This window comes from Rhodococcus sp. JS3073 (assembly GCF_026810085.1).
Taxonomy (GTDB): domain Bacteria; phylum Actinomycetota; class Actinomycetes; order Mycobacteriales; family Mycobacteriaceae; genus Rhodococcus_F; species Rhodococcus_F wratislaviensis.
The window spans coordinates 7,323,368-7,345,271 of the sequence record NZ_CP113951.1 but is presented as its reverse complement, the minus strand read 5'-3'; the positions used below and the strand labels follow the sequence as shown (position 1 = coordinate 7,345,271).

Sequence of the window (21,904 nt, the reverse complement as noted above, 5' to 3'; positions counted from 1 at the left end):
CGGGTGCACACATTCGAGGTATGGGCCCCGATTCCGGAATCCGTCTCTGTAGAGGTCGACGGCCGACGCCACGACATGACGCCGTCACCGGACGGATGGTGGCGAGCCGACGTCGACGCGTCGCCGGATTCCCGGTACGCGTTTCTCCTCGACGACAGCGACACCCCACTTCCCGATCCCCGGTCACCGCGCCAGCCCGACGGAGTCCACAGTCCGTCGCAGCTCCACACCCTCGACGAGAGCCTCTGGACCGACTCGCGGTGGACCGGGCGGCAACTCGCCGGCTCCGTCGTCTACGAATTGCACGTCGGCACGTTCACCCCGGAGGGCACGTTCGCAGCCGCCGTCGACAAGCTCGACCACCTCGTCGCCCTCGGCGTCGACTTCGTGGAACTGATGCCCGTCAACGGTTTCAACGGGACCCACAACTGGGGATACGACGGGGTTCTCTGGTACACGGTGCACGAGGGTTACGGCGGGCCGGACGGACTGCAGACCCTCGTCGACGCGTGCCACGCCCGCGGTCTCGGCGTGGTCCTCGACGCCGTGTACAACCACCTCGGACCGTCCGGCAACTACCTCGACCGGTACGGCCCGTACCTGGCGCAGGGCGCCAATACGTGGGGCCGGAGCATCAATCTGGACGGACCGGACAGCGGCGAAGTACGCCGATACATCATCGACAACGCGCTGCGGTGGTTCCGCGAGTTCCACATCGACGCGCTCCGCCTCGACGCGGTCCATGCGCTCGTCGACCACACCGCCACCCACCTTCTCGAGGACCTGGCCATCGAGACCCGCCGGCTGTCCGCGCATCTGAGGCGGCCGTTGACGCTGATCGCCGAGAGCGACCTCAACGACCCGCGCCTGATCACGTCGCGGTCGGCAGGCGGCTGCGGCCTCGACGCCCAGTGGGACGACGACGTGCATCACGCCATTCACGCCGCGGTCTCGGGCGAGAGGCAGGGCTACTACGGGGATTTCGGTTCGATGGCCTGCCTCGCCGACACTCTGCGCCAGGGGTGGTTCCATGCGGGCACGTTCTCGACGTTCCGCGGTCGCACCCACGGCAGGCCGCTGGATACCCGCCGGACCCCGGCCAGTTCTCTGGTCACGTACACGTGCACACACGATCAGATCGGCAACCGGGCGATCGGCGACCGCCCCGGCACGTATCTCGATTCCGGGCAGCTCGCCGTGAAGGCCGCGCTCGTGCTGTGCTCGCCGTTCACGCCGATGCTGTTCATGGGTGAGGAGTGGGGGGCGAGCACCCCGTTCCAGTTCTTCACCTCCCACCCCGAACCGGAACTCGCGAGGGCGACGGCGGAGGGGCGCAAGGCCGAGTTCGCCGAGCACGGCTGGAGCACGGACGACGTCCCCGACCCGCAGGACCCGGAGACGTTCGAGCGGTCCAAGCTCGACTGGGACGAACTGGTCCGCGAACCGCATGCCCGGCTGCTCGACTGCTATCGCTCGTTGCTGCACCTACGACGGGAGCGCGCCGAGTTGACGGATCCGTGGCTCGAGAACCTGTCCGTCGACTACGACGAGGCGGGGCAGTGGATCGTGGTGCACCGCGGGGCACTTCGGATCGCGTGCAACCTCGGTGCCGAACCGGTGACCGTCCCGGTCGGCGGCTCCCCCGTGCTGTGGTGGGAGCCGCCGACGCAGGACGAGACCGCGTCGGCGACGGTGCTACCGGGTCACTCGTTCGTGGTGCTCGACAGCTCGCCCTGACGGTCGCGCAGCATCCGCAGGACGAGGATGGCGGTCGCGAACAGGATCACGGCCGTCGCGCCCGCGGCGACGTGCATGCCGTCGACGAACGCCGATTGCGCGGACTCCAGGAACACCGCCCGGGCCGTCTCCGGGAGGTGCTGGGCCTCCGCGACGGCGGCACCGAGCGTGCCCTGCGCGGGCTCGACCTGTTCCGGTGGCAGCATCGACGTGTCGAGGCCGCTCCGGAAAATCGCCATGACGACGCTGCCGAGCACTGCGACACCGAGTGCGATACCGAGTTCGTATGCGGTCTCGGACACCGCGGAGGCGGCGCCGGCCCGTTCGGGCTCGACGGCGCTGACCACGAGGTCGGACGTCAGGGTCAGTGCGATTCCGACACCGGCGCCTGCGAGGCCGAAGCCGATGACGAACATCGTCGGGGCACCGTCCACACCGAGCGTGAGCATCAGCGCCGCACCCACCGCCGCGGTCGCGAGACCGCCGCCGAGCACGTGCGACGTGGCCCACCGGCGGACCATCCAGGCCGCCGCGAGTGCGGTGACCGCGCTCATCAGCATGCCGGGCAGCATCAGCACGCCCGATTCGAACGCGCTGTTACCCAGCACCAACTGCAGGTACTGAGAGCCGAAGAACAGCACGCCGGCCAGCGCGAAGATGGACAGCAGGTTGGTGAGGACGGCGGTCGAGAACGCCGGCTTGGCGAACAGGCCGATGTCGATCATCGGGTCCTTCATCGCCTTCTGCCTGCGCACGAACACCACACCGGACACGACGCCGACGAGTCCGACGGCGAGCAGCACCGGGTCGACACCGTGCACCACGGTCTCCTTGACCGCGTAGACCAGCGGCAGCATCGTCGTCATCGACAGCGCCGCGCTGAGCAGGTCGAAGCGTCCCGGGGCGGGGTCCTTGGACTCGGGAATGACGAGCGGTCCCACGGCGATCAGAACCAGCATCACGGGGATGTTGATCAGGAACACCGAACCCCACCAGAAGTGCTCGAGCAGCCAGCCGCCGATCAGCGGGCCCGCCGCGGTGCCGCCACCGGCCATCGCGCCCCACACGCCGATGGCGAGGGTCCGCTGGCGAGGGTCGACGAAGATCGTGCGGATCAGACCGAGTGTCGCGGGCATCAGCGTCGCACCCGAGATTCCCTGCAGTACGCGCGCCGCGATCAGCATCTCGGGTGTCGGCGACCACGCCGCGATCAGCGACGCGATGCCGAATCCGGCGGCACCGACGAGCAGCAGGCGACGCCGTCCGATCCGGTCGCCGAGCGTGCCCATCGTGATGAGCAGGCCGGCGAGGACGAACGAGTAGACGTCGATGATCCACAGCAGCTGTGTGCTGCTGGGTTCGAGGTCTGCGCTGATGAACGGCAATGCGAGGTCGAGCACTGTGCCGTCGACGGCGATCAGGAGGACGGCGAAGGCCAGGACGACCAATCCGAGCCAGTCTCGGCGTGATGCGGAGGTCTGATCCGGCGCGCCATGAGCGTCGTTGATCCCGCGATCCGTGGAGACAGACATTTATCTTCCTGCGACTTTCCGATTAGAGAGCTGGCGGCAATGAACCGTCCAGCCGGTACAGTTCCGTTACATTACCGTGAACCGTCCGGACGGTAAAGTTATTTCCCGGGTACAGTCCGTCACCATGGCTGCCGGTACGCGCGATCGAATACTCGACGCCCTCGAGAAGCTGCTGCTCGACGTGGGAATAGCCCAGGTGACCCTCGAAGCCGTCGCGGCGGAGGCGGGAGTCTCCAAAGGCGGACTCCTCTACCACTTCCCCAGCAAGGAAGCCCTCCTCGCCGCCATGGTGCGCCGGCTCGGTGAGCGTGCGGACGCCCAGCGCGCCGACGCCGTGTCCGGCGGCACGTCACTGTCCGAGTGGTATCTCCAGGTCCCCGACGCGAGCACCACCGAGGAACTCGCCCTCTACCGGTCGACCATCGCCGCGCTACGGAGCGTCGACGGTCAGCACGACGAGATCCAGAAGGCCGTTACCGAAGTGATGCGCGGCTGGGACGAAGGTCTCCAGAGCGAGATCGACGACCCCGTGCAGGCCGAGATCGTGCGCCTCGTCGGCGACGGCATCTACCTGGCCGCCCTGCTCGGGCTCCCCATGCCCGAGCCCGAGCTGTACAAGATGGTCGTCGCGCGGCTGCTGCAGAAGTAGCGGCTCAGGTGAGGTAGCGGTACGCGGGGCTCCCCGGCTCCAGGCGTTCCACCTGCATCCGGGACTGCTCCATCCGCTCGAGCAGTTCGCCGAGCCCCTCGGCCTTGCCGAGTTCGATACCCACCAGAGCGGCGCCGGTCTCGCGGTTGTTCCGTTTCACGTACTCGAACAGGGTGATGTCGTCCTCGGGGCCGAGCACCTCGTCCAGGAAGCGGCGCAGCGCGCCCGGCTCCTGCGGGAAGTCGACGAGGAAGTAGTGCTTCAGGCCGAGATTCACCAGCGAGCGTTCCAGGATCTCGCCGTACCGGGACACGTCGTTGTTGCCTCCGGAGATCAGGCACACCACCGTGGAACCCGGTTCGAACGTGATGTTCCCGAGGGCCGCCACCGACAGCGCGCCTGCCGGCTCCGCGATGATGCCCTCGTTCTGGTACAGCTCGAGCATCGTGGTGCACAGGGCGCCCTCGTCGAGGTTGGCCATCACGAAGCTCTCGGGATCGAGCCGGATCGTGGTGGACCGGTCGGACTGGCCCAGCGACGTGTGGGTCACCACCTCGGCGCCCAGGGCGGAGACCACCGCGTAGGGAAGGTCGCCGACCCGCTTCACCGACGCGCCGTCGACGAACGGGTCGATCTCCGTCAACGTCACGGGACCACCGGCCACCAGGGCCGCCGTCATCGACGCCGCCCCCGTCGGCTCCACCCCGACGATGGCCGTACGGGGTGCATGCGCACGCAGATACGTGGCGATACCGGCGATGCACCCGCCGCCACCGACCGGGACCAGTACGGAATCGGGGGCCGCACCGAGCTGCGCGAGGATCTCGGCGGCGATGGTGCCCTGCCCGGCCGCGGTACGGGCGTCGTCGAACGGCGCAACCATCGTCGCGCCCGTCCGCCGCACGTCGTCGGCGGCCGCAGCGGCAGCGGCGTCGTACGTCTCCCCCGTCAGGATCAGCTCGACGAACTCGCCGCCGTGCGCGCGGATGCGATCACGCTTCTGCTTGGGGGTGTTCGACGGAACATAGATGCGGCCGGTGATTTCCATTGTCCGGCAGGCGAACGCAACGCCCTGCGCATGGTTGCCCGCGCTGGCCGTCACCACTCCGGCCGCACGCTCGCCGGCATCGAGCTGGGCCATGAGGTTGTAGGCGCCGCGCAGCTTGTAGGAGCGGACGACCTGCAGGTCTTCGCGCTTGAGGTAGACGTTCGCGCCGGTCAGCGACGACAGGCGCTCGCTCCGCTGCAAAGGGGTCGCGTCGATCACGTGGGAAATTCGCTCGATGGCCGCGTCGATGTCGCCCACTGTCAGGGGCAAGGTGATGTTCTGGGCTGCGGTATCGGGCGATGTGGACACCCGGATATGTTCCCACTCTCGCGCCATGGGATACCAGTCGGGTTCAGCCGCGCGGATCGAACTGGGACGGTCGCGGCACGTTGCGGACGTTCGACTTCGCCATCTTCACGGCCTCGCCGACACCCCCGTTCATCACCATCTTCGACAACGCCAACGCGAAACCGGTGACCTGCCCGCCCGTGATGGTCGGTGGCAGCGACAACGCCAACGGGTCGGTGACCAGATCGACGAGAGCCGGTCCGTCGTGATCGAACGCCTGCCGCAGACCCGATTCGATGTCGGCCGGATCCTCGATCCGGCGGGCGAAGATGCCCAGTGCCGACGCCACCGCCGAGTAGTCGACGGGCGCGACGTCCACCCCGAAATCCGGCAGCCCGTCCACCAGCATCTCCAGCTTGACCATGCCCAGAGTGGAATTGTTGAACACCACGATCTTGACCGGGAGCCGGTACATCGCGACCGTCACCAGTTCCCCCAGCAGCATCGACAGCCCGCCGTCGCCCGACACGGACACCACCTGCCTGCCGGGTGCGCACACCTGGGCGCCGATCGCATGCGGCAGGGCGTTCGCCATCGATCCGTGCAGGGCCGAGGACAGGAACCGCCGCGACCCGTTCGGCGTCAGGTAGCGCGCCGTCCAGACGTTCGACATTCCCGTGTCGGTGGTGAAGATCGCGTCCTCGGCGGCGAGGTCGTCGAGGATCGACGCCGCATACTCCGGGTGGATCGGGATGCGCTGCTTCGCGGGTTTCGTATACGCACCGACCACCTTGTTCATCAGCGTCCGGTGCTTCTCGAGCATCTCGTCGAGGAATCGGCGATCGTCCTTCCGCCGGATCAACGGGGCAAGGGCACGCAACGTGCTCGCCACGTCGCCGTGCACGGCCAGGTCGACGTTCGTTCTCCGGCCGATTCGCTGTGCAGCCCAGTCGATCTGCGCGGTGCGGACGCCGTCGGGCAGGAACTGGTTGTACGGGAAGTCCGTTCCGACGAGCAGCAGAAGGTCGGCGCCGTGCATGCCGTCGTGCGCCGCGCCGTATCCCAGCAGCCCCGTCATTCCGACGTCGAAGGGGTTGTCGTACTGGATCCATTCCTTGCCGCGCAGCGTGTGGCCGATCGGCGCACCGATCGTGTCGGCCAGGGTCAGCAACTCCTCGCGAGCCTCCCGCACCCCTTCGCCGGCGAAGATCGCGACCTTTCCCGCCGCGTTCACGGCGTCGGCGAGCGCCTGCACGTCGGCCTGGGCGGGCACGATCGCCGGTGCGCCGGTGCGCGGCACCGACGGGGCCTTCCCCTCGGCGGGGCGGTCCGCGATGTCGCCCGGAAGGGTGATCACCGCAACGCCGGACAGCGCGGTCGCGTGCGCGATGGCGGACGCGGTCACGCGCGGCGCCTGAGCGGGACTTCCGATCAGCTCCGCGTACCGGGAGCACTCGACGAACAGGCGGTCCGGGTGGGTCTCCTGGAAGAAGCCGAGCCCGATCTGCTCGCTCGGGATCTGCGCCGCGATCGCGAGTACCGGCGCCCCCGAGCGGTCCGCGTCGTAGAGACCGTTGATCAGGTGCAGGTTCCCCGGGCCGCACGAGCCGGCGCACACCGCCAGCTTGCCGGTGACCTGCGCCTCCGCTGCCGCGGCGAACGCGGCGGCCTCCTCGTGACGCACGTGGATCCAGTCGATTCCGCCCTTCTCCGCGCCACCCGAACGCCGGACCGCGTCGACGACGGGATTGAGGCTGTCGCCCACGATTCCGTAGATCCGCTGGACGCCGGCGTCCTGGAGTTGACGCACCAGCTGATCGGCAACGGTTTTCGCTCTCATCGGGCCTCCGGTCGGGGGACGGTCGAACGGCGAAGGACAGCGGTGGTTCGGATGTCAGGCGGATTCGAGCACGAACACTGGGATCTCCCGGTCGGTCTTCTTCTGGTATTCGGCGTAGTCCGGGAACGCGGCGACGGCGCGATCCCACCACGTGACCTTCTCGTCGCCCGTGACCTCACGGGCCACCATGTCCTGTGTGGTCGAGCCGTCGCGGAGTTCGACATGCGGCTCGGCCTTCACGTTGTAGTACCAGACCGGATTCTTGGGGGCGCCGCCGAGTGAGGCGACGATCGCGTACGTCCCGTCGTGTTCGACACGCATCAACGGCGTCTTGCGAAGTTTGCCGGATTTCGCGCCGCGGGTGGTCAGCAGGACGACGGGCCTGCCGCCCAGCGTCGTGCCCTTGGCTCCGTCGGTGGATTCCATCAACTCGGCCTGATCTGCTGCCCACTTGGACGGACTGGGCTCGTATTCACCTGTGAGTGGCATGCGTCCAGTCAACACCTGATCCGCGAGAACGCGCCACCGAATCCGCCGAACGAGCGCACATGCGAAGAACCGCATCCGTTTGTTCGTTGCGCCGAACTCCGGGTTCCGAGTACCCTGATCCCACGCGGGGGACGTCCGCTCCCCCGACCCGCGCCAGTGAGGTGACCTGCGATGACGACACACGACGCATGGGTGCGCCGCGAGGTTCGCCGCAGCGACCCCGCCCGGATCGTCGACATCGCCGGCACCCCGTGGCCCCTCTACAAGCTGGAAGCGCTGGCCGTCGCGCTGCTGGTCTTCGTCACGATCCTCGTCGTCACCCAGACGCTGCAGGCGGCCGTCCTCACCGCCGCCGCGGTGGCCGTCGTGGTGTGGTGGGCGCGGCGCCTCTTCCCGCCGCGCCCCTAGCCGTCACACGGACAGGCAGCTCGGCCCGAGCAGCGCCTTCAGATCGCCCATCAACGCCGACGACGGTTCCACCCGGAGCACATCGTCGACCTTCCACAACGTGACCTCGGTGCCGCCGATCAACCGCACGTGCACGTCCGATGTGCCGGGATGGCGCGTGAGCACCTGACGCAGCGCACCGAGCTTGTCCTTGGTGCACTGACGCAGCGGCAGACTGACCGCCAGCGGCTTCGCGACCCCCACCGCGGAGAGGTCCGGTACCGCAAGGTCGTTGGCGATGAGCGAGATCCGGTCGTCCCGGATCGACACGCGCGCCTTGACGAGCACGACGGAGTCCTCCGTGACGTCCATCCCGTACACCGAGTAGGCCTGTGGGAAGAACAGCACCTCGATACCACCGGTCAGATCCTCGAGCTGCGCGGACGCCCAGGTGAGACCGTTCTTGTTGATTCGCCGGTTCACCGACGCGAGGATGCCGCCGACGGTGACCTGGGTGCCGTCCTTGATGTCGCCTTCGAGGATCGTCGGGATCGCGGTGTCGGACTGCGCCGACAGCACGTGTTCGACGCCGTTGAGCGGGTGCCCGGACACGTACAGTCCCAGCATTTCCCGCTCCAGCGCCAACCGGTGCTTCGAGTCCCACTCCTCCTCGGGGATCTTCACGTTGAACACCGAGGAGATCGACTCGTCGGCGTCGTCGCCGCCGAACAGGTCGAACTGTCCGATCGCCTCCGCCTTCTTGGTGCCCATCACCGCGTCGATGGCGTCGGCGTGGACGAGCATGAGTCCCTTGCGCGGATGGCCCAGCGAATCGAAGCCGCCTGCCTTGATCAGCGACTCGGTGACCTTCTTGGAGCAGGCCGCGGCGTCGATCTTGTTGAGGTAGTCGGAGAAGTCGACGAACTTGGACTTCTCCTTGCGCGCCTTGATGATCGAGCCCACGACGTTGGCGCCGACGTTGCGGACGGCGCCCATGCCGAACCGGATGTCCTCACCGACGGAGGCGAAGTTGACCTCCGATTCGTTGACGTCCGGCGGCAGAACGGTGATCCCCATCTTGCGGCAGTCCGCGAGGTAGATGGCGGCCTTGTCCTTGTCGTCACCGACCGAGGTGAGCAGACCGGCCATGTATTCGGCCGGATAGTTGGCCTTGAGATACCCGGTCCAGAACGACACCAGGCCGTACCCGGCCGCGTGCGACTTGTTGAACGCGTACCCGGCGAACGGGAGAATGGTGTCCCACAGCGCCTTGATGGCGGGCTCGGAGAATTCGTTGGCGAGCATGCCCTCGCGGAAACCGGCATACGCCTCCTCCAGCACCGAGAGCTTCTTCTTACCCATCGCCCGGCGGAGAATGTCGGCCTGTCCGAGCGAGTACCCGGCCACCTTCTGAGCGATCTGCATGATCTGCTCCTGGTAGACGATCAGGCCGTACGTGTCGGCCAGGATCTCCTTCAGGGGCTCCTCGAGCTCCGGGTGGATGGGTTTGACCTCTTGCCGCCCGTTCTTGCGGTCGGCGTAATCGTTGTGCGCGTTCATGCCCATCGGACCGGGCCGGTACAGGGCGAGCACCGCGACGATGTCCTCGAAGCCGGTGGGCTGCATGCGGCGCAGCAGGTCGCGCATCGCGCTGCCGTCGAGCTGGAACACGCCGAGAGTGTCTCCGCGCGAAAGCAGTTCGTACGTGGCCGCGTCGTCGAGCGCGAGGGTGTCGAGATCGAGATCGATTCCCCGGTTCGCCTTGATGTTGTCGATGGCGTCACCGATGACGGTGAGGTTCCGCAGTCCGAGGAAGTCCATCTTCAGCAGGCCGATGGCCTCGCACGACGGGTAGTCCCAGCCGGTGATGATGGCGCCGTCCTGGGCGCGCTTCCACACGGGAATCGCGTCCATCAGCGGTTCGGACGACATGATCACCGCGCAGGCGTGGACGCCGGCGTTACGGATCAGGCCTTCGAGCCCCTTGGCCGTCTGGTAGATCTTCGCGACGTCCGGGTTGGAGTCGATGAGGGCGCGAACCTCCACCGCTTCCTTGTAGCGCTCGTGGTTCGGGTCGGTGATGCCGGACACCGAGATGTCCTTGGCCATGATCGGCGGCGGCAGCGCCTTCGTGATCTGGTCGGCGATCGCGAAACCGGGCTGGCCGAACTGGACTCGGGCGGAGTCCTTGATGGCGGCCTTCGTCTTGATCGTGCCGAATGTGATGACCTGCGCGACGCGGTCGCTTCCCCACTTGTCCGTCGCGTAGCGCACCATCTCGCCGCGACGGCGATCGTCGAAGTCGATATCGATATCGGGCATGGAGACGCGCTCGGGGTTCAGGAACCGCTCGAACAGCAGGCCGTGCGGGATGGGGTCGATGTTGGTGATGCCCATCGCGTAGGCGACGAGCGAACCGGCCGCCGAGCCTCGGCCGGGGCCGACGCGGATGCCGACCTCCCGGGCGTGGTTGATGAGGTCGCCGACGACGAGGAAGTAGGCGGGGAACCCCATTTCGAGGATGACGCCGATCTCGTAATCGGCGCGGGCGAGGTACTCCTCCGGAGGTCCGTCGGGGAACCGGCGGTCCAGTCCGCGCATGACCTCTTTGCGCAGCCAGGTGCCCTGCGTCTCGCCCTCGGGGACCGGGAAGATCGGCATCCGGTCGTGGTGCGCCCAGACGTCGTCGTACGACTGGACCCGCTCGGCGATCAGCAGTGTGTTGTCGCACGCGCCGGGCACCTGGTCGTCCCACAGGGCCCGCATCTCCGCGGCGGATTTGAGGAAGTAGCCGTCGCCGTCGAATTTGAACCGGGTGGGGTCGGACAGCGTCTTCCCGGTCTGGATGCAGAGGAGGGCCTCGTGGTTCTCCGCGGCCTCCTTGGTGACGTAGTGGCAGTCGTTGGTGGCGAGCGGCGGAATCTCGAGCTTCTTGCTGATCTCGAGCAGGCCCTCACGCACCCGTCGCTCGATCGACAGTCCGTGGTCCATCAGCTCGAGGAAGAAGTTGTCCTTACCCCAGATCTCCTGCCACTTGGCGGCGGCCTCGAGTGCCTCGCGGTCGTGGCCGAGTCGCAGCCGGGTCTGGATCTCCCCGGACGGGCAGCCCGTGGTCGCGATGATGCCCTCGTGGTGGGTGGCGATGAGCTCTTCGTCCATACGCGCCCACTTGCCGAGCTGCCCCTCGATCGAGGCGAGCGAGGACAGCTTGAACAGGTTCCGCAGACCGGTCGCGTTCTCCGCCACCATCGTCATGTGGGTGTACGCACCGCTACCGGAGACGTCGTCGGACTTCTGGCTGCGGTCGCCCCACAGCACACGCTTGGTGTTGAAGCGGGACTCGGGCGCGATGTACGCCTCGATGCCGATGATCGGCTTGATGCCCTGCTTCTTCGCCACGTTGTAGAACTCGCTGGCGCCGTACATGTTGCCGTGGTCGGTCATGCCCACCGCCGACATCCCCAGTCGCTCGGCCTCTTCGAACAGGGGGCCGACCTTGGCCGCACCGTCGAGCATCGAGTACTCGGTGTGATTGTGCAGATGTACGAACGAGTCAGCCACGTGCGCCTCTCTGAAGGTCTGGGAGCCTCACGAGTGTAGGCCCTCGGACCGACAGCACCGGTCGCCGACGGCGGGTGTCGGCGAAGTCGTGACGCGAGTTACGGGACGGACGCCTGGGACGGTTCGATCTTTCGCCGCTCGCGCCGGACCCGAACCAGCGCATCGGTACTGAAGATCGCGAGTGCCACCCAGATCAGCGCGAAACCGATCCACCGCGACGCCGGCATGTCCTCGTGGAGGACGGCGACACCCCACGCCATCTGCAGCGCCGGCGTCAGGTATTGCAGCATGCCGAGTGTGCGCAACGGCACCCGTTGCGCCGCCGCGCCGAACAGCAACAGCGGCAGCGCGGTCACCGGTCCCGCGGCCATCAGCAGCAGGGTGTGACCGAGCCCGAACCCGAGGAACGTGCCTGCCCCGGTGAGGGCCAGGAACACGAGGTAGCCGACCGCGACGGGCGCGGCCACGATCCCCTCCGCGGTGAGGCTCGTCCGCGGGTCGAGCGGCACCACCTTCTTACACAGCCCGTACAGCGCGAACGAGGCGGCCAGGGTCAGCGCGATGTACGGCGGATGCCCGTAGTCGACGGTGATCACGATCACCGCGACGGCGGCGAGCGCGAGCGCGACGATCTGGGCGGGGACGAGCCGTTCCCGGAAGATCACGACCCCGAGCAGCACGCTCACCAACGGGTTGATGAAGTAGCCGAGCGCGGTCTCGACCACCCGGTCCGAGGTGACCCCGTAGATGTAGGTGCCCCAGTTCACGGCGATGGCCGTCGATGCGGCCGTGACCAGCAGCCAGGTGCGCACGCTCAGCCCGCGCAGCGACCGGAGCCGGCCCGAGACCGCGAGGACGACGAACATGAGCGCGAGAGTCCACACCACCCGGTGCGCGAGGATCTCGACCGACCCGGCCGGGCCGAGCAGTCCGAAGAATGCCGGGAATGCGCCCCACAGCACGTAGGCGCCGACTCCGCAGGCGGCGCCCACACTCTCCGCCTGCCTCGCCTTCACGAACCGCTCCCCGGGACGATGCCGTCGTCGGGGCCGGGCCCGACGATCTCGACCTGCTCCGGCAGCAGTGGGCGCACGGCGAATCGCCCGGCGACGGCGTCGGCGCCGAGTGCCTCGACCGCCCGGACGTCCGGGGCGGACCGCAGCGCGGTGAGGGCTTCGCGATCGCCGCGGACGACGACGCCGATCACGCAGGCGCAGTTCCGCGCGAGTTCCGCCGACGACACCGCCGCGATCTGCGCCTGCCGCTCCGTTTCGCCCGTCACCGCCTGGGCGCGTCCGGCGGCCAGGGCGCTCGCCCGTGCGAGCGCCGCGTCGCCTGCCGCGACGGGCACGGAGACGAGGGGTGTCTGCACCCGGTCCAGGGGCACGCGGAAGAGAACCTGCGACACCCGGATGCCGGACGCGACTTCCCGGACGGCCTCCGTCGTCACCGGGCGGGTGAACGAGACCAGCGCCCAGTGCTCTCGACGCCCGTCCGCCGGGTCGAGCGATCGGTCCGCCCGGGCCAGATAGTCCGCCACCACTTCCCCGTTGTCCGGTCCCAGGGTGTCCGTCGACACGGGCGCGCGCCGGACGGGATGAAGCACTCCGAGCACGACCGTCACCGCGATCAGGACGACGGCGGTGAGCACTGCCGGCACCGCGGTACCGCTCGAGTGCGGGCGTCTCACCTCAGCTCGCCCGCAGGACCTCGAGAGCGTCCTCGAGATCCTTCGGGTACTTGGACGTGATCTCGACCCACCGCCCGTCCGCGGGATGAGCGAAACCGAGCGACCGGGCGTGCAGCCACTGCCGCTCCAGCCCGAGTCGTTCCGCCAGCCGCGGATCGGCCCCGTACGTGAGGTCGCCGCAGCACGGGTGCCGCAGTGCGGCGAAGTGGACGCGGATCTGATGGGTCCGACCCGTTTCGAGGTGGATGTCCAGCAGGCTCGCCGCCTGGAACGCCTCGACCGTGTCGTAGTGGGTGATGCTGGGCTTGCCGTCCGCGGTGACGGCGAACTTCCAGTCGTTGCTGCGGTGCCTGCCGATCGGCGCGTCGATGGTTCCGCTGCTCGGGTCCGGGTGACCCTGCACCAGCGCGTGGTATCGCTTGTCGATGGTCCGCTGCTTGAATGCGCGCTTGAGGAGGGTGTAGGCGCGTTCCGACGTGGCCACCACCATCACTCCGGACGTGCCGACGTCCAGGCGGTGCACGATGCCCTGGCGTTCGTGCGCACCGGACGTCGAGATCCGGAAGCCCGCGGCGGCGAGACCGCCGATCACGGTCGGACCGGTCCAGCCCACGCTGGCGTGGGCGGCGACACCCACCGGTTTGTCGACGGCGACCACGTCGTCGTCGGCGTACAGGATCTCCATGCCCTCGACGGGTTCCGCCTCGATGGTCAGCGGACGCGGCGGTTCGGGCAGTTCCACCTCGAGCCAGGTGCCTGCGGACAGGCGATCGGACTTGCCGACGGGTGCGCCGTCGACGAGCACCGAACCTTCCTCGGTGAGCTGAGCCACCGCGGTGCGTGACAGGCCGAGCAGTCGAGCGAGGCCGGCGTCGACCCTCATCGCTTCGAGCCCGTCCGGGACCGGCATCGACCGTGTTTCCCTCACTTCTCTACCCCCTTACGTGTTCCGTCCGGTTCCAGCCCTATCAGGGTGAGCACGACGAGCAGGATCGCACCGCACACGATGCCGGAATCCGCCACGTTGAACACCGGCCACCAGCCGACGGAGACGAAATCGACGACGTGACCCTGCATCACTCCCGGGGCCCGGAAGAACCGGTCGACGAGATTGCCGAGCGCGCCCCCGAGTACCAGCCCCAGACCGAGCGCCCACCACGGCGACCGCAGCGTGCGGCCGATGCGGACGACACCGATCACCACCCCCACGGCGACGAGCGTGAGCAGCCACGTCATGCCGGTGGCCATGGAGAACGCCGCACCCGGGTTGCGCACGAGCCGCAGTGAGACGACGTCCCCGATCAGCCAGACCGGCCGGCCGGGCTCGATGTTGGCGACGGCGAGGATCTTCGTCAGCAGGTCCGTGGCCAGGACGGCACCTGCGATCACGAACAGCAGCAGCCTGCGCTGATGCTTCACCGGCTGGGGCGCTGCGGTGCCGGACGGGTCACCGTCGTTTCGGTCTTCTGCGTCGGTCTCGTTCTCTGCCGTGGGGTCTTGACTCACCCGTTCATCATCCACTACGGAGGCAAGCCTCCGTTCACGCGCTCCCGCGCGCACTAACCTGGGGGCGTGCCACTGTTCTCGAAAGCTCTGCGACCCGGATTCTGCCTACTCGCCACAACCCTCTCCCTGGTCGCTCTGACCGCCGGGTGCGGAGGTGACGGCGACTCCTCGGAGTCGAACCCCGCAGGGTCCACGTCCACTCCCGCCGAAGTGACCGTCCCGATCTCCGCGACCACCGTCGAACTGATCCAGCCCGGCGAGGAACCGCGCGAGGTGATCCAGCGCAGACCGCCGGTGGGGGTCACGCAGCAGGTGCAGCTGACCACCGACGCGCAGGTGTTCCAGCAGATCGACGACCAGCCCGCCCAGGACTTCTCCTCACCCGAGATCACACTCCCGCTCACCGCCGCCGTCGGGCAGGCCACCGACGACACGGACGGCGGCACCACCGTCGACCTGACGCTCGGTGACGTCACCAGCCCCGACGACCGCCTCGGCAGCGCACTCGAGGCCAGTGCCGGTTCCGGCGCCGGCTTCACGGTCGACCCGACCGGTGCGATCACCGCGCTGCGACTGCGCCCGGACGCCGAAGCCCAGGACATCGCCCGCTCCGCGATCGAGCAGGCTTTCTACCAGGCCGTGTATCGCACGGTCCCGTTTCCGGCGGAACCCGTCGGGGTGGGCGCCCAGTGGAAGATCCGCCAGCAGGTGATGAGCGGCATCGCCCTCGACCAGACCACCGTGGCCACCCTGACCGCCCGGGACGGCAACCGCCTCACCGTCGACTACACGATCGACCAGAAGCCGAAGTCCCCGGTCTGGGAGCTGCCCGGCGAGGCAGGCACGCTGAACGTCGACCAGTACGTGATGCAGGGCTCGGGCACCATGACCGTCGACCTCGGCCTGCCGCTGCCCGTCACCGGGGCCGTGACAGTGGGCGGCGACCAGGAGTACAGCGACCCGGACGGCGCCACCCGCCTGCACCAGACCACGTCGAACTCGGTCCGGTGGGGTTCCTGATGCGCCGCGGACCCGTCGCCGTCTCCTGCTGCCTGTTCGCCGTGCTCACACTGTCGTCGTGCTCGTCGAACGCGTCCGGCGACGCCGGCGACACCGCCTCACTCGCGCCGCTCGGACCGGTGGTGACCGCCGCACCGGACGCGGCGGGCACACCGTTCGCCGATCAGGCCGCACTGAAGGCGGCCCTGCTCGACATCGGCGACCTTCCCGTCGGATTCACCCCCGTGCCCGATCCCGAGGACGATCTGGGGCTGCCGCCGGCGTCGGAGTCGGCGGACTCCGACAAGTCGAGCACGGATCCCGCGGAATGCGGCGCCGTGCTGTCGCCCGTCGCGGATCAGCGACCGGGCGCGGTGGCGTCGGCGTCCGGCTGGTTCACCGGCCCCGACTTCGCGACCATCGACCAGGACGCGGCGAGCTACGGCACCGGCGCCGACGCGTCCCAGGCCTTCGCGGCGGTGCAGGACCGGCTGGTGGGATGCACCGAGTACACCGGCACGGACGCCGACGGCGTGCAGGTGCAGTACCGGGTCGGCGGCCGCGAGCAGCAGCCCGCCGGTGACGCGTCGGTGGCATTCCGGCTCGTCACCACCAGCGAGGGCGTCAGTCTCGTCTCGGACGTGGTGGTGGTCGTCGTCGGGAGCACCGTCACCCAACTGGTCGCGACGGGCCAGGACCCGATCGACGCCGGCGTCTTCGGCGACCTGACGAGCACCGCCGTGGTGAAGCTCGCGCCCGCACCCGCCGGCTGACCGACCCAGGCCATAAGCGACCGATGCCGGTGTCCCGAGGGGACACCGGCATCGGTGCGAGAACGCGGCGATCCGTCAGGACCGCGCGGTTCGGCCTGGAATCAGGCAGGGCATGCAGGCGAGGTCAGCTGCGCGAGCGACACGATCTGGCATGCGGTGATCTTCGACAGCTTCCACGTTCCGTTCTCGCCGGGAACGAAGATGGCCGGAACGCCACCCTGCTGGACCTGGCCGTTGACGGTCAGCTGCAGCTGGCCGCTGGCGGTGCCGTCACCGTTGTCGATGACCGGGTCGAGAACGGTGACCTCGGCGTTGTTGGCCTTGGCTGCGGCGGCGACCTGGTTGATGAGCTCCGGATCCTGCTCCGAGCCCTCGACCATCGCGGACTTGACCTCGAGCGGCGTGGCCGGATCGAGGCCCTGCACCAGAAGCGCGTTGAGATCGGCCGCGGTGGGCACCTCGATGGCTTCCGAGGTCTCGGCAGCTGCGGAAGTCGTCGTCGTGGTCTTGGTCGCCGTGTCGCTTTCGTCGGAGCCACACGCGGACATCGTGAGGGCTGCGGCGATTGCTACTCCGGCAACCGTGATCTTACGAAGCTTCAACTCAATAACCTCTTCATTCTCGGTGTTCGTTCTCGGACGATCTGAGCATCTATCGCTACCCGGGCCAACATTACCCAAGGGTAAGCATCAGCGCCCGAGGCTACCTTCTCGTGGAGCCGGTCTCCACTCCTTCGTCCGGGCGGTGGATCCGGTCACTCGAGCGAGCCTTCCACATCGGCCCGTTCGAGTTGTACGTCGTCCTCCTTGAAGGTCCGCGCCTTCCCCGGACCCGTTGTGCGCGTTTCGAATCGGACGGTCACGACACCGTGGCCGGCTCCCTGTACCCAACCGTGGCCGAAGTCCGGGTGCGTCACGTCGAGACCGGGATGCCACCGGGTGTCGATCGCCCGGGCGGGTGCGGGAACGGGCGCGGAGAGGCCGTCGTCGGCGCCCGCCATCGTGATCTTCGACTCCTGATAGCCGGGGACGTCCAGGTCCAGTTCGGGGAACAGCGAACCCTGGCGGACCGTCGACAGTCCGGCGAATCCCACCCCGACCAGACGCACCGGCCCGAGTTCGAGCGGATCGATCACCTGGCGCTGCGCCGCCGCAACGAGGATCTGACGGTCGAGGGTCGCGTAGGGCAGCGTGACCGAGCGCGTCACGATGCTCATGTCCGCCTTCTTCAGCTTGAGCACCACCGTCCGCGCCGCCCGGCCGTCCTTCTGCAGGCGCACGAACGCGGACGCCGCGCTCGACTCGACGGCACCCCGCAACTCCGCCATCGTGACGATGTCGGTGGCGAAAGTCGTCTCCGCACTGACCTGCTTGGACTCGGCGCGTTCGGCGACGGGCCGATTGTCGATGCCCTGCGCCAGCCGGTGCAGGCCCGGTCCGACCGTGGTGCCCAGAATGGACGCCACCTCCGATTCCGGGGTCCGCGCGAACCCGCCGATGGTCTCGATGCCAAGGCGCTTCAGCTTCTCCTCCGCGACGGGGCCGATGCCCCACAGCTTCCGCACCGGAAGCTCGTCCAGCACCGCATGCTGCTCGTCCGGCGAAATCACCGTGATCCCGTCAGGTTTGGCCAGACCGGACGCGATCTTGGCCACCTGCTTGCCCGACCCGGCGCCGATGGACGCGACCAGTCCCGTCTCCTCGAGCACCAGGGCACGCAGTCCCTCGCAATAGCGTTGCACCGTGGCCGCATCCGCCCCAGCCAATTCGGTGGGTTCGCCGAACGCCTCGTCCATCGACAGTTGCTCGAGCACCGGCATCGGGCCGCGGAGAGCGTCGAACACGGACTTGCTCAACATGCCGTAGAGGCGACCCCGCGGCGGCAGCACCACCGCACCCGGACCCACCAGCCTGCGGGCCTGATGCATCGGCATTGCCGAACGCGCTCCGAACACCCGCGCCTCGTAGCTGGCCCCGGCGACGACGCCGCGTCCACCGAGACCACCGACGAGAACCGGGCGGCCACGGAGCGTCGGCCGGGTGAGCTGCTCGACCGACGCGAAGAACGCGTCCATGTCGAGGTGCAGCACCCACCGACGACTCACCTGGTGCAAAATACCCGCCCGGTCCGACAGGTCACGCCTTGGCGATCGCCGCCCGCACACCCTCACCGAGCTCGACGGCGTCACCCGGCGCCTCGGCCAGTTCCAGCTCGACGGCGAGGATCTCGCCCGCGATCAGCTCGCGGTGCGCGAGCGCCCAGTCCCGCCGCTCCGCGGGCACGTCGAGGACGACGGTGATCCGATCGGACACCTCGAGCCCGGCGGCGCGCCGCGCGTCCTGCAACTCGCGGATCCGGTCCTTCGCCCAGCCCTCGGCTTCCAGTTCCTCGGTGACCGCCGAGTCCAGGACGACCAGACCGGCCCCGTCGGGCAGGGCTGCCGTCGACTCCGGTTCGGCGGCCACGAGCCGCTGCGTGTACTCCTCCGGCAGCAACTCGATCCCCGCCGCGACGACGACGCCGTCCGAATTCTCCGACCAGTCACCGGCCTTCACGGCCTTGATGACGGTCTGCACGTCCTTGCCCAGGCGCGGTCCCGCGGCGCGCGCGTTGACGACCAACTCGAACCGGCCGTGCACGTCCACGTCGGTGGTGAGGTCGACCTTCTTGACGTTGACCTCGTCGGCGATGAGACCCAGGTACGGACGCAGGCGCTCCGCGTCGTCGGACGCGACCGTCACCTCGGGCAGCGGCAGCCGCACCCGGAGATTCTGCGCCTTGCGCAGTCCCAGCACCGTCGAGCACACCGACCGCACCTCGTCCATCGCCGACACCAACTCCGCATCCGCCGGCAGCTCACCCTGGGCCGGCCAGTCCGCGAGATGCACGGACCGTCCGCCGGTCAGTCCCCGCCAGATCACCTCACTGACCAGCGGCAGCAACGGAGCGGCGAGCCGGGTGACCACCTCGAGCACCGTGTGGAGGGTGTCGACGGCGTCCTTGTCTTCGTCCCAGAAGCGCGAACGCGACCGCCGCACATACCAGTTCGTCAGCGCGTCGCAGAACGTGCGCAGTTCGTCGCACGCCCCGGCGATGTCGTTCGCCTCGAGCGCGCCGGTGATGACGTCCCGGGTTCCGGCCAGCTTCGCGAGGATGTACCGGTCCAGGACGTTCGCCGAATCCGTGCGCCACTCACCGGACGTGGGCGCGTACAGCTGCAGGAAGCTCCACGCGTTCCACAGCGGCAGCAGCGCCTGCCGGACACCCTCGCGGATGCCCTGTTCGGTGACGACGAGGTTTCCGCCGCGCAGGATCGGCGAGGACATGAGGAACCAGCGCATGGCGTCCGAGCCGTCGCGCTCGAACACCTCCTTCACGTCCGGGTAGTTGCCCTTGGACTTGCTCATCTTCAGTCCGTCTTCGCCCAGGACGATGCCGTGGGCCGCAACGGTCTTGAAGGCGGGACGATCGAACAGCGCCGTCGCCAGCACGTGCAGCGTGTAGAACCAGCCGCGGGTCTGCCCGTTGTACTCGACGATGAAATCGCCCGGGAAGTGACTGTCGAACCACTCGCGGTTCTCGAACGGGTAGTGCACCTGCGCGTAGGGCATGGACCCGGACTCGAACCAGCAGTCGAGGACCTCCGGCACACGCCGCATCATCGACTTCCCGGTCGGGTCGTCCGGGTTCGGGCGCACCAGATCGTCGATCATCGGCCGGTGCAGATCCGTCGGTCGCACACCGAAGTCGCGTTCGAGTTCGTCGAGCGAGCCGTACACATCGGTGCGCGGGTACGCCGGGTCGTCGGACACCCACACCGGAATCGGGCTGCCCCAGTACCGGTTGCGGCTGATGTTCCAGTCGCGGGCACCCTCGAGCCACTTGCCGAACTGGCCGTCGCGGATGTGCTCGGGCACCCACGTGATGTCCTGGTTCAGCTCCACCATGCGGTCGCGGAACTTGGTGACCGCGACGAACCACGACGGGACCGCCATGTAGATCAGCGGCTGCCCGCTGCGCCAGCTGTGCGGGTACGAGTGCTCGATCGTCTCGTGCCGCAGCAACTTTCCAGCAGCCTTGAGGTCCTTGATGATCACCGGGTTCGCGTCGAACACCTGGAGACCCTCGTAGGGCGGCACCATCGCCGTGAACTTGCCGCCCGGGTCGAGCGGCTGCACGATCTCGATCCCGTTCGCCGCGCAGTACTCCATGTCCTCTTCACCGAAAGCCGGTGCGAGGTGGACGATTCCGGTACCGGACTCGGTGGTGACGTAGTCGGCGGAGATGACGCGGTGCGCGTTCTCGTGACCGACGAAGAAGTCGAACGGCGGGTCGTAGCGGAGCCCGACGAGGTCCGAACCCTTGTGCTCGGACAGCACCTCGGGCGTCTCACCGAGTTCGCGGGCGTAGTGCCCCAGCCGATCCTTGGCGAGCACGTAGCGCTTACCGTCGGCGCCCGTCACCTGGACGTAGTCGATGTCCGGGTGCACCGCGACAGCGAGGTTGGACGGCAGCGTCCACGGCGTCGTGGTCCAGATGATCGCGTTGGCGCCGTCGAGCGGGCCCTCGCCGCGCAGCGGCATGTCGACCGTGACGGCGGGATCCTGGCGCATCTTGTACGCGTCGTCGAGCCGGGTCTCCTGGTTGGACAGCGGCGTCTGCTCGTACCAGCTGTACGGCAGCACACGGAAGCCCTGGTAGATCAGGCCCTTGTCGAACAATTCCTTGAACGCCCACATGACCGACTCCATGAAGTCGAGGTCGAGTGTCTTGTAGTCGTTGTCGAAATCGACCCACCGGGCCTGACGGGTGACGTAGTCACGCCACTCGTCCGTGTAGCGCAGCACGGAGGACTTGCAGTACTCGTTGAACTTCTCGAGACCCATGACGTCGATCTCGGACTTGTCCTTGATGCCGAGTTGCTTCTCGGCCTCGAGTTCGGCGGGCAGACCATGGCAGTCCCAGCCGAATCGGCGCTCGACCTTGTTGCCGCGCATGGTCTGGAACCGCGGGATCAGGTCCTTGACGTACCCCGTCAGGAGGTGGCCGTAGTGCGGGAGACCGTTCGCGAACGGCGGACCGTCGTAGAACACGAACTCGGGCGCGTCGTCGCGCTGGGCGACCGACGCCCGGAAGGTGTCGTCCTCGTCCCAGCCGGCCAGCACACGCTGCTCGATCTGAGGGAACCGGACACCCGCATCCTGCGAGACGCCGTAGTCGACCTTGGGGTAGGACTCGTTGCTGCTGGTCACGTTGCTGGTGTCGGTCACCGCGATCTCCTCGTGCCTGACGTACTCGGCACGGGGACGACGGAGACGCCTCCTGCGTCACCACCGCGGTACCACCCCGCTTGCACCCCGGAGGGCGCCTCTCGGTGCCGGGCTGTGACGGGCCCACCCGTTCGG

General features: G+C 68.2%; 17 protein-coding genes. 5 read left to right on the top strand and 12 right to left on the bottom strand.

Features of this window, described 5'->3' with window-relative positions; translation table 11 throughout:
- The first annotated feature begins 3 nt into the window (after positions 1-3).
- Entirely contained in the window at positions 4-1,737 is a 1,734-nt protein-coding gene (gene treZ / locus OYT95_RS33525; RefSeq protein ID WP_037226670.1) for a malto-oligosyltrehalose trehalohydrolase, read from the top strand.
- Here treZ and OYT95_RS33520 read toward each other — a convergent pair.
- Positions 1,704-3,269, bottom strand: a complete 1,566-nt coding sequence (locus tag OYT95_RS33520; RefSeq protein WP_037226669.1) for an MFS transporter — start codon at positions 3,267-3,269, stop codon at positions 1,704-1,706. The genes treZ and OYT95_RS33520 overlap by 34 nt on opposite strands.
- 124 nt (positions 3,270-3,393) lie before the next feature.
- Here OYT95_RS33520 and OYT95_RS33515 point away from each other — a divergent pair, with 124 nt between their 5' ends.
- Positions 3,394-3,918 (top strand): TetR/AcrR family transcriptional regulator, encoded by a 525-nt coding sequence (locus tag OYT95_RS33515; protein ID WP_037226667.1) that lies wholly within the window; start codon positions 3,394-3,396, stop codon positions 3,916-3,918.
- Positions 3,919-3,922: 4 nt separating this feature from the next.
- Here the strand turns inward: OYT95_RS33515 and ilvA are convergent, their stop codons facing one another.
- Genes ilvA through OYT95_RS33500 form a run of 3 tightly spaced genes read right to left on the bottom strand, consistent with a single transcriptional unit; the run spans position 3,923 to position 7,583 of the window.
- A complete protein-coding gene (gene ilvA / locus OYT95_RS33510) occupies positions 3,923-5,275 on the bottom strand; it encodes a threonine ammonia-lyase IlvA (RefSeq protein WP_037226701.1) in 1,353 nt (450 codons plus the stop codon).
- A 43-nt stretch (positions 5,276-5,318) separates the two neighbouring features.
- Entirely contained in the window at positions 5,319-7,094 is a 1,776-nt protein-coding gene (locus tag OYT95_RS33505) for a pyruvate dehydrogenase (protein WP_037226665.1), read from the bottom strand.
- Positions 7,095-7,148: 54 nt separating this feature from the next.
- Positions 7,149-7,583 carry a nitroreductase family deazaflavin-dependent oxidoreductase gene (locus tag OYT95_RS33500; protein ID WP_037226700.1) on the bottom strand — a complete coding sequence of 145 codons (435 nt, stop codon included), beginning with the start codon at positions 7,581-7,583 and terminating at the stop codon, positions 7,149-7,151.
- 171 nt (positions 7,584-7,754) lie between these two features.
- Between OYT95_RS33500 and OYT95_RS33495 the strand changes: the two genes are divergently transcribed.
- Positions 7,755-7,991, top strand: coding sequence for a hypothetical protein (locus OYT95_RS33495; protein ID WP_037226663.1), 237 nt, complete (start codon positions 7,755-7,757; stop codon positions 7,989-7,991).
- A gap of 3 nt (positions 7,992-7,994) precedes the next feature.
- On the opposite strand, the gene dnaE is transcribed toward OYT95_RS33495, so the two are convergent.
- The 5 genes from dnaE to lspA form a co-directional block, all read right to left on the bottom strand.
- Entirely contained in the window at positions 7,995-11,531 is a 3,537-nt protein-coding gene (dnaE, locus tag OYT95_RS33490) for a DNA polymerase III subunit alpha (RefSeq protein WP_037226662.1), read from the bottom strand.
- Positions 11,532-11,629: 98 nt separating this feature from the next.
- Entirely contained in the window at positions 11,630-12,547 is a 918-nt protein-coding gene (rarD, locus tag OYT95_RS33485) for an EamA family transporter RarD (protein ID WP_037226661.1), read from the bottom strand.
- On the bottom strand, positions 12,544-13,221 hold the full coding sequence (locus OYT95_RS33480; RefSeq protein WP_052032833.1) for a hypothetical protein: 678 nt from the start codon (positions 13,219-13,221) through the stop codon (positions 12,544-12,546). The genes rarD and OYT95_RS33480 overlap by 4 nt, the downstream gene beginning before the upstream one ends.
- Before the next feature lies 1 nt (position 13,222).
- The gene (locus OYT95_RS33475) at positions 13,223-14,149 is read right to left on the bottom strand and encodes an RluA family pseudouridine synthase (RefSeq protein ID WP_037226659.1); all 927 of its coding nucleotides are present in this window, start codon (positions 14,147-14,149) and stop codon (positions 13,223-13,225) included.
- Positions 14,146-14,742 (bottom strand): signal peptidase II, encoded by a 597-nt coding sequence (lspA, locus tag OYT95_RS33470; RefSeq protein WP_037226658.1) that lies wholly within the window; start codon positions 14,740-14,742, stop codon positions 14,146-14,148. The genes OYT95_RS33475 and lspA overlap by 4 nt, the downstream gene beginning before the upstream one ends.
- Positions 14,743-14,793: 51 nt before the next feature.
- Here lspA and OYT95_RS33465 point away from each other — a divergent pair, with 51 nt between their 5' ends.
- On the top strand, positions 14,794-15,747 hold the full coding sequence (locus tag OYT95_RS33465) for a hypothetical protein (protein WP_037226657.1): 954 nt from the start codon (positions 14,794-14,796) through the stop codon (positions 15,745-15,747).
- A complete protein-coding gene (locus OYT95_RS33460; RefSeq protein ID WP_037226699.1) occupies positions 15,747-16,499 on the top strand; it encodes a sensor domain-containing protein in 753 nt (250 codons plus the stop codon). The genes OYT95_RS33465 and OYT95_RS33460 overlap by 1 nt, the downstream gene beginning before the upstream one ends.
- Before the next feature lie 101 nt (positions 16,500-16,600).
- On the opposite strand, the gene OYT95_RS33455 is transcribed toward OYT95_RS33460, so the two are convergent.
- The 3 genes from OYT95_RS33455 to ileS form a co-directional block, all read right to left on the bottom strand.
- The gene (locus OYT95_RS33455; protein ID WP_005247603.1) at positions 16,601-17,101 is read right to left on the bottom strand and encodes a hypothetical protein; all 501 of its coding nucleotides are present in this window, start codon (positions 17,099-17,101) and stop codon (positions 16,601-16,603) included.
- Positions 17,102-17,253: 152 nt separating this feature from the next.
- On the bottom strand, positions 17,254-18,603 hold the full coding sequence (locus OYT95_RS33450) for a DNA polymerase IV (RefSeq protein ID WP_442972530.1): 1,350 nt from the start codon (positions 18,601-18,603) through the stop codon (positions 17,254-17,256).
- A gap of 31 nt (positions 18,604-18,634) precedes the next feature.
- Positions 18,635-21,769, bottom strand: a complete 3,135-nt coding sequence (gene ileS, locus OYT95_RS33445) for an isoleucine--tRNA ligase (protein ID WP_037226655.1) — start codon at positions 21,767-21,769, stop codon at positions 18,635-18,637.
- Positions 21,770-21,904: the final 135 nt, after the last annotated feature.